The organism is Streptomyces sp. 35G-GA-8 (assembly GCF_023534745.1).
In the GTDB taxonomy this organism is placed as follows: Bacteria; Actinomycetota; Actinomycetes; order Streptomycetales; family Streptomycetaceae; genus Streptomyces.
Genome location: NZ_JAMHJQ010000028.1, coordinates 1 through 15,054 on the forward strand (window position 1 = coordinate 1; position 15,054 = coordinate 15,054).

Below are 15,054 nucleotides of genomic sequence, written 5' to 3' on the forward strand. Positions count from 1 at the left end.
GCGGGCGGCGGGGCGGGTGCCGGCGGCACGGCGGGTGCCGGCGGCGCGGCGGGCGCGGGGGCCGGGACGGGCGGGCCGGCGTGACCCGTCCGACGGACCCGCTCCACCGGCTCCGTACGCTGCCTCTCCGCTCCCGCCTCGCGCTGCTGGTCGCCACCGCGGTCGCCGTGGCGGTCGCGATCGCGGCGGTGGCCTGCTGGCTGCTGACGCGCACGCAGTTGGAGAGCGAGCTGGACAACTCGCTCAGGAACACCAGCGCCGGAGGGCCCGCGGTGCAGGACGCGATCAACAACTGCGGCGCCCCGACCAGCCCCGGGAACGGGACCGGGTTCGCCTACGTCCAGGTCGTCCTGAGCGACGGCACCCGCTGTGTGGCCTCGTACTCCGAGCCTGTGAAGGTCCAGTCGCAGGATGTGGCGGTCGCCAACGGCACCCTGCGCGAGTCGCTCCACAACGGCGTCACCGACAGCGGTGCCGAGGTCCGCGTCTTCACCAAGGCCATCTCCCCCCGCCCCGGCGCCCAGGGCGCCGTGACCGTGTCGCGTCCCCTCGCCGAGATCGACGCCTCCCTGAACCGGCTCGCCCTGCTGCTCACCGCCGTCGCCGGTGTCGGCGTGATCGGCGCCGGCGCGGCCGGGCTCTGGGTCGCCAGGTCGGGGCTGCGGCCCGTCGACGGGCTGACCCGGGCCGTCGAGCATGTGGCGCGGACCGAGGATCTCGCCATCCGTATCCCCGTCGAGGGCGAGGACGAGATCGCCCGGCTGTCCCGCTCCTTCAACTCCATGACCGCCGCCCTCGCGTCCTCCCGGGACCGGCAGTCGCAGCTGATCGCGGACGCCGGGCACGAGCTGCGGACCCCGCTCACCTCGCTGCGTACGAATATCGAGCTGCTCGCCCGCAGCGAGGAGACGGGCCGGGCGATCCCGCCCGACGACCGCAAGGCGCTCATGGCGTCCGTCAAGGCGCAGATGACCGAGCTGGCCGCGCTCATCGGTGATCTCCAGGAGCTGTCGCGCCCGGACGCCGCGGATCCTGGGCCGCTCCAGGTCGTCGCGTTGCACAACGTCGTGGAGAGCGCGCTGGAGCGGGCACGGCTGCGCGGGCCCGATCTGACCATCAGCGCGGAACTCAGCCCCTGGTACGTACGGGCCGAACCGGCCGCCCTCGAACGGGCGCTGGTCAACGTTCTCGACAACGCGGTGAAGTTCAGCCCGTCCGGCGGCTCGGTGGAGGTGTCGCTGAGCGCGAACGGCGAGCTGACCGTACGGGACCACGGCCCGGGAATCCCGGCCGACGAGCTGCCGCATGTCTTCGAACGGTTCTGGCGCTCGCCGTCGGCCCGCGCGCTGCCGGGCTCCGGTCTGGGGCTGTCGATCGTGGCGCGTACGGTCCAGCAGACGGGCGGCGAGATCGTGCTGCGCCAGGCGGCGGGGGGCGGGACGGTGGCGGCGATCCTGATTCCGGGGGCGCCGACACCGCCGCCGGAGGCCCCCGGAACCGGCTCGGGGATCTGAGCGGCCGGTTCCGGGGCCTCGTGCGGTTCCGCGCTCTTTCTCTGCTGCTCTCCGTCAGCCGTTGTGGCGGATGAGCGACTCGACCAGTCCGGGCCTGGTGGCGGGGAAGTCCAGCGGTACGATCCCGAGCCCGCGCCAGCCGCTCGCCTCGGCTCCGTCGAGGAAGGTGTGGACCTGCGGGTTCAGCCGGTCGGAGTTCCAGCGGGGCGGCAGCAGGGCCGCCGTGCTGACGTAGTTGATGAACATCTTCCCGGGCTGCTGGGCCGCCTTGCGGAAGTGCGCCTCGATCTTGGGGTACTTGGCGCCGGGCTCCGCCTGGTAGTCGTCCTGGATGTCGAAGAGGCCGGAGTCCCCGTACCGCACCCCGGGCAGTCCCCCGTTGTCGGCGAGCAGGACGACCCGTCCGCGCGCCTCGCCGAGCGTCGGGAGGTTGCCGTCGAGCCGGAAGAGGGAGCGCCAGCCCTTGCCGTCGAGATAGGTGTCGAAGATCCGCCGGAACTCCGCGTCGCTCTCCCCGGAGTACTCCTGCTTGACGCGCATCAGGACGGTCTCGGAGGGGTTGGCCCGGAGGAAGTCCCGGCAGGCGTTCAGGACGTCGTCGAAGTTCAGGTTCTGGTAGAAGGCGGCGTGGTGGATCGTGAACGCGTTCTCGAACGCCCGGCAGCGGACATCGAGGAACCGGACGCCGCTGTTCAACTGCTGGGCGATGGTGGTGTCCTGGCAGGCCACCCAGAGGCCGCCGGAGCGCGCGCCGGAGTTGTGTGTGCCGGGTATGGTCAGCCGCTGTACGGGGGTGGAGTCGGCGAAGCCGCCCATCCAGTCGTACGTGGCGAGCGCGCGCGGCGGCGCGGCCACGGCCGGAGCGGCGCCGATCAGGGCTGCGGCGGAAACAGCGAACGCGCCGGCCAAGAAGCCCCGGCGCGTGCCGATCTGTGTACCGATATGCGGGCTCATACGCGGGCTCATAAGGGGGTGCCTCCGTCAGAAGTGGGGGGTCAGCCCTCGGATTATGACCGGTACACGACACGCAAGGAACAGCGCATGAGGGACGGCTAAGGTTGATCATCGTTTGATCGGCGGTCGCGGGGAGGGGCGTCAATGTCCGAGGAAGAGGCACTCACCGAGGCGGGCGGAGGAGGAGCCCGCCGGATGCGGGAGGATGTCATCACGCCCGGGACGGGCCTGCGGGTCTACCCCGAGCCCAAGGACGTGTTCGTCGCCGAACAGGTCGATCTGGCCCGGCATGTACACCCCCTGATCTCGATCGATCTGGCGCAGGTCGACCCGGCCTGGCACGGGTGGATCCATCTGGTGAGCCCGCTGGAACCGGCGGAGGGCTATCTCGGCGACCACACCCGGAACTTCCACTCCGCGTTACAGACGCCCAACTGGCTCGGGTTCGCGCTGGAGGACGACCGGTACCGGTTGCTCGGCGACGTACGGTACTTCGCGCGGGCGACCACCCCCGAGGAAGTGCCGGAGCCCTGGCCGGGGTTCCGCGCCGCACTGGACGAGCACTGCGAGAGCCAGGAGCGCAGCTACCGGACACACCGGGACGCGTTCCGGCGCGACGGTCGGCTGTTCATGCGCGACGACGACGGCGCTCCGGTGTACGGGGCGACCGACGGGGTGGCGCTGCTCGACCAGCTCGGCGGCTATGCGGACCAGGGCAACTGGGCCGATCCCGACCTGTTCCGGCTGGAGTTCGACGAGGACCGCGCATGGCCGGTGAGCCCGGCCGGAAACCCGTTCGCGTTCGTGGCGGCGGTGCCGGGCTGGCACTACCGGCGCAGCGGCGCCGACTGGATCCTGCTGTTCTTCGAGCCTGTGGAGCGCCTGGCGCTGCTGACGTTCGACTGGAGCTGAGGGGGGGGGAGGGGAGGGGAGGGGAGGGTGGGTTGTCGGGTGCGGGTTCGTGCCGAGGGGTAGTCGGGGTCGGCCGGGGGGTGTGGATGCGGGTGGGGGCCGCCCCTAAGTTTCAGTTTCGCGGTTCCGGGTCGGGCGTCAAGGGCGCTCCTTCGTCGCGTCGGCAAGCCGATTCCGCTTCGCTCCACCCTTGACCCCCAACCCTCCACCGCAAGTGCAGCTTTGAGGGGGGCGGCCCGGGGGAGGGGTCCCCGGGGGGCTCCCTTGTGCCAGGGGCCGGTTCCCGGCCTCGGGCCGGTGGACCCTGCGGGGCTGCGCGGGAGTGGAGTGGGGCGGCCCGGCCCCGGCTAAGCGACTGATCCCCGTGGGCGGCGGGGATTCATGCCCCGCTGGTGAGGGTGTGTGGGTGGTGGGGTGGGTGTGACTGGGGAGGCGCTGATTGGGCCGGTCAGAGGAGGTGATGTGTCGTGGGGACGACTTAACCGAACTCAGGACGCATCACCGGCCGGGAGACCTCGGAACGGCCCGCCAAACTGGGACATAGGGGGTGGGTCATGGTCCGTCCGCCTCCGTCGACAGATGTCACCCGACAACGAGCCCGCACAGCGGGGCATGAGTCCCAACCACCCACCCACACCAGCCCGCTGAGCCGGTGCCGGGCCGCCCCATTCCACTGCCGCGCGCCCCGCAGGGCCCACCCACCCGCAAGCCGGGAACCGGACCGGTCCAATAGACAGGCCCCCCGGGGACCCCTCCCCCCGGGCCGCCCCCCTCAAAGCAGCACTTGCGGTGGAGGGGCGGGTGTCAAGGGTGGGCGCAGCCCATCGGCTTGCCGACGCGACGAAGGAGCGCCCTTGACNGTGGAGGGGCGGGTGTCAAGGGTGGGCGCAGCCCATCGGCTTGCCGACGCGACGAAGGAGCGCCCTTGACGCCCGACCCGGAACCGCGAAACTCAAACCCAAGGGGCGGCCCCCACCCGAGCCCAAACCCCCCGGCCCACCCCGACTACCCCTCCGCCCGAACCCCCACCCAACCTGCCCAATCAGCGGCCACAGACATTGCAAGAGTCGCTTCCCGTCCGGGCGATTCCATTGCCGTCGTCATCCGTCTCCCAGATATCAGCACGGGATCCGTTACACCCTGAGGTCGGGAAGGAAATGTTTTCTCGAAGCCGGCCCATTGACGAACCCTTCCGCTTCCCGACTGCCGGAGCCGCATCGGTGGCACGGAATCCGTGTCACCTCGGTCAGTCCGGCTTGGGGTGAGTAGTGGTACAGGTCCCGGACTTGTCCGGGGCAATCGGGCTTCTCGCAGTCCGCTGTGGCCCATCGAACTCCGCGACCCATACTGTCCAGTGTGGAGGCGTTGCAGTACAGGCAAGGGAACGGATTCAATCCATCCTCATTGACCACATAGGCGACCGCCTCGTGGTTCTGGCAGTCCGGGCAAATCCAGGCCATAGCCGCTCCCCTATTGGTTAGGGGGTGGACTATGGCCCGTGCGAGCCATCACTGATCGGCATTTCAGCCCTGGTTCACTCGTGTGTGTGATGCTCGGACGAGGAAGGCCACCAGGGTGACGCACCCAACCCACTCGATGCATTCCTCACCTAACGCGCCCGCCATGGGCAAAGCCGAATCCCAGCGAAGAACTTTCGGTTCCTGTGATCCGGCGGCCCTGAATTGCCACACCAGCCAGGTTCGATACGAGTTCGGTGACGTTGCGGGCGCGGTGGAAGCGATGCAGCAGTCCGACAGGTCGCGATCCAGCATCTATCGGCGCATGCGCACCCAGGCACGCCAAAGGGCGGTGAGCCGCTGGCTCACCGCCCCTCGGTATTACGCGACTGCCGCTACAGCTACTTCAGGATCGTGATCCTGTCCGCCGCCGGCGGGGCCAGCGGCGCCTGCGCCGAGGAGTTCGCCGCCAGGTAGGCGTTGAAGAGGTCCAGGTCCGCCGGGCCGACCAGCTTGTTCTTGCCCTGGCCCAGGACCGCGAAGCCGTCGCCGCCGCCGCCGAGGAACTCGTTCATCGCGACGCGGTACGTCTTCGCCGGGTCGATCGCCTCGCCGTTCAGCTTCACCGAGTCCGTGACGACCCGGGCCGCGCCCGTCTTCGTCATGTCCAGGGTGTAGGTGAAGCCCTTCGAGACCTGAAGGATCTTCGGGGACGCCTCGTTCGCGCCGCTGACCTGCTGCTGGAGCGCCGTGATCACCTGGGCGCCGGTGAGGTCCACCGCGTTCATCATGTTGGTGAACGGCTGCACCGTGAAGGCCTCGCCGTACGTCACGACGCCGTCGCCCTCGCTGCCCGACGCCTTGTAGACCAGGTCCGCCCTGATCCCGCCCGGGTTCATGAAGGCGATCTGCGCGCCGCCCTTGTCCGCCGGCGCCATGCCCGCGAGCTGCGCGTCCGCGATCACGTCGCCGAGCGGCGACTCCGGGGTCGTCGCACCGCGGCCGTTGATGTCCGCGGAGATGAAGCCCTGCGGGGCGTTGGCGATCGGCGCGGCCAGCTTGTTCCAGCGCGCGATCAGGTCGGTCATGTCCTTGGCCTTGGGCTGCTCACGCGTGACGACGTGGTTCGCCGACTTCACGCTCGTCCGCACGATGTCGTTCGTGCGGAGGTCGTAGGTGAGCGTGGTGTCCGTGTAGAGCTTGCCGAACGAGGAGGCGGACGTGACCAGCCGGGGGTTGCCGGCCGGGTCCGGGATCGTGCACGCGTACGCCTGGTGCGTGTGGCCCGTCACCAGCGCGTCGACGCTCGGCGAGATGCCCTTGGCGATGTCGACGATCGGCCCGGAGATGCCGTCACCGGCGCCGGGGCTGTCGCAGTCGTAGTTGTACGAGGTGGACGCGGGCGCCCCGCCCTCGTGGATCAGCGCGACGATCGACTTGACGCCCTGGCGCTCCAGCTCCTTGGCGTACTTGTTGACCGTCTCGATCTCGTCGTGGAACTTGAGTCCCTTGACGCCCTCGGCGGTCACGATGTTCGGCGTGCCCTCCAGGGTCACTCCGATGAAGCCGACCTTGACGCCGTTCTTCTTCCAGATCGTGTACGGCTTGAGGACCGGCTTGCCGGTCTTCTCCGACGTCACATTGGCGGCGAGGTAAGGGAAGTCGGCGCCCTTGAACTTCTTCCCCTTCTCGTAGCAGCCCTCCGTCGGGTGGCAGCCACCGTTCTGGAGACGGGCCAGCTCGACGGCGCCCTCGTCGAACTCGTGGTTGCCGACGGTCGTCACATCGAGGTCGATCTTGTTGAGCGCCTCGATGGTGGGCTCGTCGTGGAAGAGGCCGGACAGCAGCGGGCTCGCGCCCACCATGTCGCCGCCGGCCGCGGTGATGGAGTACGCGTTGCCCTTGCGGGCGTTGCGCAGCGAGGTCGCGAGGTACTCGACACCACCGGCGGGAATCGCCTTGGTCGTACCGTCGGCCTGCTTCTCGGTGACGGTCCCGGCGGAGCCCGCGGGCGCCTCCAGGTTGCCGTGCAGGTCGTTGAAGGACAGCAGCTGTACGTCAACGGTCTTCGGCTTCTGGTTGCCGTGACCATGGCTGCTGCCGTGATCCGAGCCACGACCGGGCTCGGTCGCGGTGGCCGGCATCGCGGCGAACAGGGCGCCGACGGTGGCCAGACCTGCGGCAGCGGCGAGCACCCGCCGTGCCGCGCGGTTCTTGTGAGGTGTCGCTGACATTGATCCCCTTGGTGAATTCAGCGTGAGGGTGGTGAAGAAAGTCGGAAGTTTCACGAAGACTGCGAGCGGCAGCCTAGAGTCAACGCGCGTAGCACGACAGGGGGTGCCGGGTTACGAGCTGGTTGCCTTTACGCGTGCGGCAGCTGTCGGAGCCGGGGCCATACCACGTCCCGGCCGGGGGGCCATACCCCGTCCCGCCGTGCCCCGGCCGTACCCTCGACCCATGACTGACGCAGTAGCCCGCGAGCCCGGCCGGCAGATCCAGACCCTCGACGCGCTCACCCCCGAGCAGGCCGAAGACGTACTCGCCCTGCTGGCGGAGGCCGCCGACTCGGACGGAGTGCAGGCCGTCTCCGAGCAGGGCCGGCTCCAGTTGCGCGGCGGACACCGCGAGGGCGTACGGCACTTCCTGCTCACCGTCGACGGCGCACTCGTCGGCTATGGACAGCTGGAGGACACCGACCCCATCGAGGCCCCGGCCGCCGAGCTGGTCGTTCGCCCCGGGCTCCGGGGCCGCGGCCACGGCCGGGCGCTGGGCGCCGCGCTGCTGGGCGCGTCCGGGAAGCGGCTACGGGTCTGGGCGCACGGCGGCAGGTCGGCCGCCCGGCATCTGGCCCAGGTGCTCGGGCTGACCCTCTTCCGTGAACTGCGCCAGCTGCGGCGGCCACTGGTCCCGCCCGCGATCCCCGAGCCGGTGCTGCCCGCCGGGGTCACCGTCCGTACGTTCGTCCCCGGCCAGGACGACGCGGCGTGGCTCGCGGTCAACGCCGCCGCCTTCGCCCACCACCCCGAGCAGGGCGCGCTCGTCCAGCGGGATCTGGACGACCGTATCGCCGAGCCGTGGTTCGACCCGAAGGGCTTCTTCCTGGCCGAGCGCGAGGGCGAGCTGATCGGTTTCCACTGGACCAAGGTGCACGCCGAGGAGCAGCTCGGCGAGGTGTACGTCCTCGGCATCAGGCCGGACGCGCAGGGCGGCGGCCTCGGCAAGGCGCTCACCGCGATCGGGCTGCGCCATCTGGCGGCGCAGGGGCTGCCGACGGCGATGCTCTACGTGGACGCCGACAACACGGCGGCGCTGACGGTGTACGAGCGGCTCGGCTTCAGCACGCACGAGGTGGACCTGATGTACCGCACGGAGTCCTGACCTCAGGGAGTCCTGCCCCCCACGGAGTCCTGACCCCACGGACAAGGGGAGTCGAGGGGCGGCGTCCTTGACGCCGCCCCTCCCTTACGGCACCCTTTCACTACTTCCCTAGTGAAAGGGTGGTTGCGGGTGATCGAATACCGCATCGACCGGCGCAGCGGGGTGGCCACCTACCTCCAGATCGTCCAGCAGACGAAACAGGCCCTGCGCCTGGGCCTGCTGGAGCCCGGGGACAAGCTGCCCACCGCGCGTGAGGTGGTGGCGGCCACCGCCATCAACCCCAACACCGTGCTCAAGGCGTACCGCGAGCTGGAGCGCGAAGGACTGGCAGAAGGGCGGCGCGGGCTCGGCACATTCGTACGGGGCACCCTCGGCCGGGGCTCCGCCGAGGGCCCGCTGCGGGCGGAGCTGGCCGCCTGGACGGACCGGGCCCGCGCCGAAGGGCTGGACAAGGACGACGTGACCGCGCTCTTCACCTCCGTGGTCGAAGAGCGGTTCGAAGGACACAGCACACGCACCGAACGCACCAAGGGGGACGAGACATGACCGTCGCGGCGATCGAGGCGACCGGCCTCGGCAAACGCTTCGCGGGAGTAGGACGGCGCGAGCGCTGGGCGCTGCGCGGCTGCTCCTTCCGGATACCCGCCGGGCGCGTCTGCGCCCTCGTCGGCCCCAACGGCGCCGGCAAATCGACGCTGCTCGCCCACGCGGCCGGGCTGCTCGCTCCCACCGAGGGGGCCGTACGCGTCCTGGGCACGGCCCCCGCCGACGCCCGCGAGCGCCTCGCGTATGTCGCTCAGGACAAGCCGCTGTACCCTCAGTTGACGGTGGGTGAGACGCTGCGCATGGGCCGCGAGCTGAACCCGGAGCGCTGGGACATGGCGGCGGCCGAGCGGATCATCGAGGGCACCGGCCCGAGCAGCGCGCTCGATCACGGGCAGCGGGTCCGTTCGCTCTCCGGCGGCCAGCGCACCCGCGTCGCGCTCGCCCTCGCGCTCGGCAAGCGGCCAGAACTGCTGCTGCTGGACGAACCGATGGCGGATCTCGACCCGCTGACGCGCCATCAGCTGATGGGCGCCCTGATGGCCGACGCGGAGGAACACGGCACCACCGTCGTGATCTCCTCGCACATCCTCACGGAACTGGCCGACGCCTGCGACTATCTGCTGCTCGTGGACGGCGGCCGGGTCCGGCTCGGGGGCGAGGTGGAGGACATCCTCGGCGCGCACCGTCTGGTGACCGGAGCGGCACGGGATCTGGGCGACCTGGCGCCGCACACCGTCGTCGAGTCCCGTACGACGGGGCGCGGACAGACCGCGCTGATCCGGCCGGAAGGACCGCTGGACAGCACCTGGCAGACGGCCGAACCCTCTCTGGAGGAACTGTTGTTGGCACATCTGCGCTCCCCGGACGCACCCGTCCTGCTCACCCCGAGCGCCGGACCGCCGCAGGGCGACGGAAACGGCGACGGAAACGGCGATCACGACCGTACGGCGGTGGCGGCATGAGCACTCCGACCCTGCGCGGCCCGGTCTGGGTCGCCGTACGCCAGCACCGCCGCGTGCTGTGGGCGGGGACCGCGCTCCTCGTACTGACCGCCGCGATCCTGCTCTACCAGCGGTACTCCGCGACAAGCGCGGTGAGCGACTTCGCCGGTACGGGCTGTTCCGTGGAGTTCCCCAGGGCGAACTGCGACAACACCGTCCGGGGCTTCCTCGACGCCCAGTACGCGTTCCATCAGTGGCTCAACAACACGGGCGCCGTGCTGTTCGCACTCCCGGGCGTCGTCGGGGCCTTCGTGGCGGGGCCGTTGATCGGCAGGGAGCTGGAGTCCGGGACGTACAAGCTCGCCTGGACCCAGTCCGTCTCCCCGGCCCGCTGGCTCATGACGAAGCTCGCGGTTCCGGTGGTGTGGACGGTCGTCGGCGCCACGGCACTGGTGATCCTCTACCGCTGGTCCAGGTTCCAGGGGCCCAAGGGCGTGTACACCGTGGAGTGGTACGACAGGCTCGGCTTCGCCGGGATCGGCCCGCTGCCCGTCGCGTACGGCCTGCTCGGCATCGCGCTCGGCGCGCTCGCCGGGCTGCTGGTGCGCCGCACGGTCCTCGCGATGTCCGTCACCGCGCTCGCCGTGGGAGGGGCCATGCTCGCCATGATCACGTGGGTGCGCCCGTATCTGTGGCCCGTGGAAACCGTCACGGGGGGCAGCTGGCACGTCCCCGGCCTGGGCTGGACCCTCCGGCACGGCGTCGTGCTCGCCTCCGGTGAGCGGCTGGACCGGGTGGACTGCGTGGACCGGATGGCGTCCCTGTGCGACAAGCTCCCCGAGGGGGCCGCCTATTTCGTCGATCACCATCCCGCCTCCCACCTCTGGCCCCTCCAGCTCATGGAGACCGGGATCGTCCTTGTCCTGGCCGCGGCGGCCGTCTTCGCGGCCTTCCGGGTGCTGCGCCGCAGCCACGCCTGACGCCGGGGGCCGGACGCACCGGCCCCCGTTTCCGGCCCCCACCCGGAGCCGCCGTCTCACACATGGCTACGGTGGGGCTCCCCAGAGGCAGCACACGGCCCCGGGGAGCCCCGTCCCGCTTCCCTTCACGTCATGTCGCCGTTACCGGCCATTCAGACGCTCTTGCGACCCTCACTGAATGCAGCCCGCTGTGCCCCCCACGCCGAACGGCAGGACCAACGGCAGGATCCACCTCGCCCCTGCCCTCTCCGACGCGCCCGTCGTGCCCTCGGCGCGGAACAATAGGGACATGAGCCAGCAGCCCGCCGAGGTACCGGTCCAGCACCCCCAGCCGTCCGTCGGCTTCATAGCCGGCCACCGGCCCCACACCGTGGCCGCCACCAGCTCCGACCTCGAACCGGATCTCGACGCGGATCTGGACGACTACGAGGAGGAGAGCGGCCCGGAAGGCACGGATCTGCCCCAGGGCAGGTTCCTCGACCGCGAGCGCAGCTGGCTCGCGTTCAACGAGCGAGTCCTTGAGCTGGCGGAGGACCCCACCACGCCCCTCCTCGAACGGGCTAACTTCCTCGCCATCTTCGCGTCCAATCTGGACGAGTTCTTCATGGTCAGGGTGGCCGGCCTGAAGCGGCGCATCGCGACCGGCGTCGCCACCCGCTCCGCCTCCGGCCTCCAGCCGCGCGAGGTGCTCGATCTGATCTGGACCCGCTCGCGCGAGCTCATGGCCCGGCACGCCGCCTGCTACCAGCAGGATGTCGCCCCGGCCCTGGCCGACGAGGGCATACACATCATCCGCTGGCCCGAGCTGACCGAGAAGGAGCAGGCGCGGCTCGTCTCGCTCTTCACCCAGCAGATCTTCCCGGTCCTCACGCCCCTCGCCGTGGACCCGGCGCACCCCTTCCCGTACATCTCGGGCCTCTCCCTCAACCTGGCCGTGACCGTACGCAACCCGGTGAGCGGTCACCGTCACTTCGCGCGGGTCAAGGTGCCCCCGCTGCTCTCCCGCTTCCTGGAGGCGTCGCCCTCGCGGTACGTGCCGCTGGAGGACGTGATCGCCGCCCAGCTGGAGGAGCTGTTCCCCGGCATGGAGGTGCTGGCGCACCACATGTTCCGGGTCACGCGCAACGAGGACCTGGAGGTGGAGGAGGACGACGCGGAGAACCTCCTCAAGGCGCTGGAGAAGGAGCTCATGCGGCGCCGCTTCGGCCCGCCGGTCCGGCTGGAGGTCGAGGAGGACATCGCGCCCGAGGTCCTCGACCGGCTGGTGCGCGAGCTGAAGGTGACCGACGCGGAGGTCTATCCGCTGCCGGGGCCGCTGGATCTCACCGCGCTCTTCGGGATCGCGTCGCTCGACCGGCCCGAGCTGAAGTACCCGAAGTTCATAGCGGGGACGAACCGCCAGCTCGCCGAGGTGGAGTCCGCCTCCGCGCCCGACATCTTCGCGGCCCTGCGCAACCGCGATGTGCTGCTGCACCACCCGTACGACTCGTTCTCGACCTCCGTCCAGGCCTTCCTGGAGCAGGCCGCGGCCGACCCCGACGTCCTGGCCATCAAGCAGACGCTGTACCGGACGTCCGGTGACTCCCCGATCGTGGACGCGCTGATAGACGCGGCCGAGTCCGGCAAGCAGGTCCTCGTCCTCGTCGAGATCAAGGCCCGCTTCGACGAGCAGGCCAACATCAAGTGGGCGCGCAAGCTGGAGGAGGCCGGCTGCCATGTGGTCTACGGCCTGGTCGGGCTGAAGACGCACTGCAAGCTCTCGCTGGTGGTGCGGCAGGAGGGCGAGTCCCTGCGCCGCTACAGCCATGTCGGCACCGGCAACTACCACCCGAAGACGGCGCGGCTGTACGAGGACCTCGGCCTGCTCACCGCGGACCCGCGCGTCGGCGCGGATCTGTCCGACCTGTTCAACCGGCTGTCCGGCTACTCCCGCCGGGAGACCTACCGGCGGCTGCTGGTCGCCCCGAAGTCCCTGCGCGACGGGCTGATCTCCCGGATCAACAAGGAGATCGCGCACCACCGCGCCGGTCGCCCCGCCTCGGTCCGTATCAAGGTCAACTCGATGGTCGACGAGGCGGTCATCGACGCCTGCTACCGGGCCTCCCAGGCCGGGGTGCCGGTGGACATCTGGGTCCGCGGGATCTGTGCCGTACGTCCCGGTGTCGCCGGCCTCTCCGAGAACATCCGGGTCCGCTCGATCCTCGGCCGCTTCCTGGAACACTCCCGGATCTTCGCCTTCGGCAACAGCGGGGAGCCGGAGGTCTGGATCGGCAGCGCCGACATGATGCACCGCAATCTCGACCGCCGTATCGAGGCTCTCGTCCGGATCACCGATCCGGCCCATCGCGCGGCGCTGAACCGGCTGGTGGAGACCGGGATGTCGGACACCACGTCCTCCTGGCATCTCGGCGCGGACGGCAACTGGACCCGGCATTCCACGGATGCGGAGGGCCAGCCGCTGCGGAACGTTCAGGAAATGCTCATAGACGCCCGGAGGCGCCGGCGTGCAGCACCATGAAGTGGACACCGACCGGCTTACCGCGTCCGGCCCCGGCGGGCTGACCGCGGGCGAGGTCCTGGCCGGCTATCTGCATTCCCACGCCAGTGACTTCCTGCGCGGCCTGCGGCTGTACGGGGAGAGCGGCGCGGACACGACGGCGGCCGAGTCGGCCGCCCTGGCACTGAGAGGTGCGGCGCGCAGGATCGGGGGCGGTCTGCATACGTTCCGGCCGCTGCTCGACCCCGGCTGGGCCGACCAGCTCCGTACGGAACTGGGCTGGCTGTCCGGCACCCTGGCCCAGGAGTACGCCTGTACGGCCCGGCTGCACCGGCTGGTGGGGGCGCTGGCCAGGCTCTCGGGCGCGGCGCCCGTGGCCGTGGGCGCCCCGGCCGCCTCGCTGGGTTCCGTACCCGGCGCGCGGGCGGGGGCCGAGGCCGGCGGGCCGCCGCCCGGGACGCTCACCGTCGGCGCATCCCGCGCGGGCGCGCTGCTGGAGCGCCAGCTGACCCTGGCCAGGACGCGCGCGCACTCGGCGGCGCTCCAGGCGCTCGGTTCGTCCCGCTTCCACGCGGTGGCGGACGCGGTGGCCGTACTGGCCTCGGAAGTACCGCTGTCGTCGCTCGCCGGTGCCCCGGCCATCGAGGTGCTCGCCGGTCCCTGCGAGGCCACCGAGCGGCAGCTGCTGGACGCCGTCGCGGCCCTGCCGCTGGCGCGGGCTGCGCATCCGTACAACGCGGAGGCGCTGGTCCACGGCCTCGCGACCGCGTCGGAGGGCGAGGCGCAGGACGCCCCCTGGCACCAGGTACGGCAGTTGCTGCGGCTGCACCGGTACGCCCAGGAGGTGTGGTGCCCCGGCGGCACACCCGACCCGGTGCTGCTGGGCGCGGGCCAGGCGCTGGACCGGCACCGCGACGCGGCCGAGGCGGCAGCGGCGGCGGCGAACGCGGCGCGTACTCCGCGGATCGCGCCGACGACGGCGTACGCCCTGGGCGTGCTGCACGCGGACCAGCGCCATGAGGTGGAGGCGGCGCGCTTCGCGTTCCAGCAGGTGTGGCAGAAGGCGGCGGTGGCACGGTGACGGCGACGCCGGGTCCAGGTCCAGGTCCGGGTACGGGTCCCGAGGGACGACCGGGTCCCGAGGGACGACCGGGGCCGGAGACGCGCGGGCGGGGAATCGTCCGCGCGGGCGGCTGCGTGCTCTGGCGTCGCTCCCCGCACGGGGACGGCGGAACCGAGATCTGCCTCGTGCACCGCCCCAAGTACGACGACTGGTCCCACCCCAAGGGCAAGCTCAAGCGGGCGGAGGACACGCTCGCCGGGGCCCTGCGCGAGGTCCTGGAGGAAACCGGCCACCACTGCGTGCCGGGAAGCCGGCTCGGCACCGTGCGCTATCTGGCACAGGGACGCCCCAAAGAGGTCACCTACTGGGCGGCCGAGGCGACGGACGGGACGTTCGTCCCCAACGACGAGGTCGACCGTCTGGTGTGGCTGACCCCGCCGGCGGCCCGCGACCGGCTGACGCAGCCGCGCGACCGGCTGCTGGTGGACGCGCTCCTGAACGCGCTGCACTCGACGTAACGCCGTATCTGATGCCGCGCCAGACGGCGCACCACGCACCACTGGACGCGCATACCACAGGACCCGGCGCCCGTCGCACCCGGCGCACCAGCGCACTTGACGCGACATCAGCCCCTCGCACCGCGTGCGCACGGCCCGTAGACCCGGTCGGGTGACATCCACCACGGTCAGAACCACACCGCCCCGCGAGGTTCACCTTCCGTTCACTTGCCCCGGTTGGCGGCTTCACCTGATCTGCCTAATTTCGGCCTTACACGGTGACGGTCACAGCGCCGCACCAGCCACCCCGACGCA

The 15,054-nt window shown here is 70.9% G+C and carries 11 protein-coding genes; 9 read left to right on the top strand and 2 right to left on the bottom strand.

Annotated features, from left to right (window positions below):
• Window positions 1-80 precede the first annotated feature (80 nt).
• Window positions 81-1,514 carry a HAMP domain-containing sensor histidine kinase gene (locus M1203_RS36860; RefSeq protein WP_249954229.1) on the top strand — a complete coding sequence of 478 codons (1,434 nt, stop codon included), beginning with the start codon at window positions 81-83 and terminating at the stop codon, window positions 1,512-1,514.
• 54 nt (window positions 1,515-1,568) lie between these two features.
• Here the strand turns inward: M1203_RS36860 and M1203_RS36865 are convergent, their stop codons facing one another.
• Window positions 1,569-2,468 (bottom strand): phosphatidylinositol-specific phospholipase C, encoded by a 900-nt coding sequence (locus tag M1203_RS36865; RefSeq protein WP_249954230.1) that lies wholly within the window; start codon window positions 2,466-2,468, stop codon window positions 1,569-1,571.
• Window positions 2,469-2,612: 144 nt separating this feature from the next.
• Between M1203_RS36865 and M1203_RS36870 the strand changes: the two genes are divergently transcribed.
• Window positions 2,613-3,380, top strand: a complete 768-nt coding sequence (locus M1203_RS36870; protein ID WP_249954231.1) for a hypothetical protein — start codon at window positions 2,613-2,615, stop codon at window positions 3,378-3,380.
• A gap of 1,858 nt (window positions 3,381-5,238) precedes the next feature.
• Here M1203_RS36870 and M1203_RS36880 read toward each other — a convergent pair.
• A complete protein-coding gene (locus M1203_RS36880) occupies window positions 5,239-7,071 on the bottom strand; it encodes a bifunctional UDP-sugar hydrolase/5'-nucleotidase (protein WP_249954232.1) in 1,833 nt (610 codons plus the stop codon).
• Window positions 7,072-7,294: 223 nt separating this feature from the next.
• Between M1203_RS36880 and mshD the strand changes: the two genes are divergently transcribed.
• The 7 genes from mshD to M1203_RS36915 all read left to right on the top strand — a co-directional run bounded on the left by mshD (window position 7,295) and on the right by M1203_RS36915 (window position 14,760).
• Window positions 7,295-8,215, top strand: a complete 921-nt coding sequence (gene mshD / locus M1203_RS36885; protein ID WP_249954233.1) for a mycothiol synthase — start codon at window positions 7,295-7,297, stop codon at window positions 8,213-8,215.
• Window positions 8,216-8,344: 129 nt separating this feature from the next.
• The gene (locus M1203_RS36890) at window positions 8,345-8,761 is read left to right on the top strand and encodes a GntR family transcriptional regulator (protein ID WP_249954234.1); all 417 of its coding nucleotides are present in this window, start codon (window positions 8,345-8,347) and stop codon (window positions 8,759-8,761) included.
• A complete protein-coding gene (locus M1203_RS36895; protein ID WP_249954235.1) occupies window positions 8,758-9,723 on the top strand; it encodes an ABC transporter ATP-binding protein in 966 nt (321 codons plus the stop codon). The genes M1203_RS36890 and M1203_RS36895 overlap by 4 nt, the downstream gene beginning before the upstream one ends.
• The gene (locus M1203_RS36900; RefSeq protein WP_249954236.1) at window positions 9,720-10,682 is read left to right on the top strand and encodes an ABC transporter permease; all 963 of its coding nucleotides are present in this window, start codon (window positions 9,720-9,722) and stop codon (window positions 10,680-10,682) included. Before M1203_RS36895 ends, M1203_RS36900 begins: the two co-directional genes overlap by 4 nt.
• 289 nt (window positions 10,683-10,971) lie before the next feature.
• Complete coding sequence (locus M1203_RS36905) at window positions 10,972-13,200, top strand: RNA degradosome polyphosphate kinase (protein ID WP_249954237.1); 2,229 nt, start codon at window positions 10,972-10,974, stop codon at window positions 13,198-13,200.
• Entirely contained in the window at window positions 13,187-14,260 is a 1,074-nt protein-coding gene (locus tag M1203_RS36910) for a CHAD domain-containing protein (protein ID WP_374404790.1), read from the top strand. Before M1203_RS36905 ends, M1203_RS36910 begins: the two co-directional genes overlap by 14 nt.
• Before the next feature lie 95 nt (window positions 14,261-14,355).
• Window positions 14,356-14,760, top strand: a complete 405-nt coding sequence (locus M1203_RS36915) for an NUDIX hydrolase (RefSeq protein WP_249954260.1) — start codon at window positions 14,356-14,358, stop codon at window positions 14,758-14,760.
• Window positions 14,761-15,054 lie beyond the last annotated feature (294 nt).

What these genes read in the sequence shown, in the direction of transcription:
- M1203_RS36865 (WP_249954230.1), bottom strand. Translation starts at nt 2,468, where the DNA reads ATGAGCCCGCATATCGGTACACAGATCGGCACGCGCCGGGGCTTCTTG.
- M1203_RS36870 (WP_249954231.1), top strand. Translation starts at nt 2,613, where the DNA reads ATGTCCGAGGAAGAGGCACTCACCGAGGCGGGCGGAGGAGGAGCCCGC.
- M1203_RS36880 (WP_249954232.1), bottom strand. Translation starts at nt 7,071, where the DNA reads ATGTCAGCGACACCTCACAAGAACCGCGCGGCACGGCGGGTGCTCGCC.
- mshD (WP_249954233.1), top strand. Translation starts at nt 7,295, where the DNA reads ATGACTGACGCAGTAGCCCGCGAGCCCGGCCGGCAGATCCAGACCCTC.
- M1203_RS36895 (WP_249954235.1), top strand. Translation starts at nt 8,758, where the DNA reads ATGACCGTCGCGGCGATCGAGGCGACCGGCCTCGGCAAACGCTTCGCG.
- M1203_RS36900 (WP_249954236.1), top strand. Translation starts at nt 9,720, where the DNA reads ATGAGCACTCCGACCCTGCGCGGCCCGGTCTGGGTCGCCGTACGCCAG.
- M1203_RS36905 (WP_249954237.1), top strand. Translation starts at nt 10,972, where the DNA reads ATGAGCCAGCAGCCCGCCGAGGTACCGGTCCAGCACCCCCAGCCGTCC.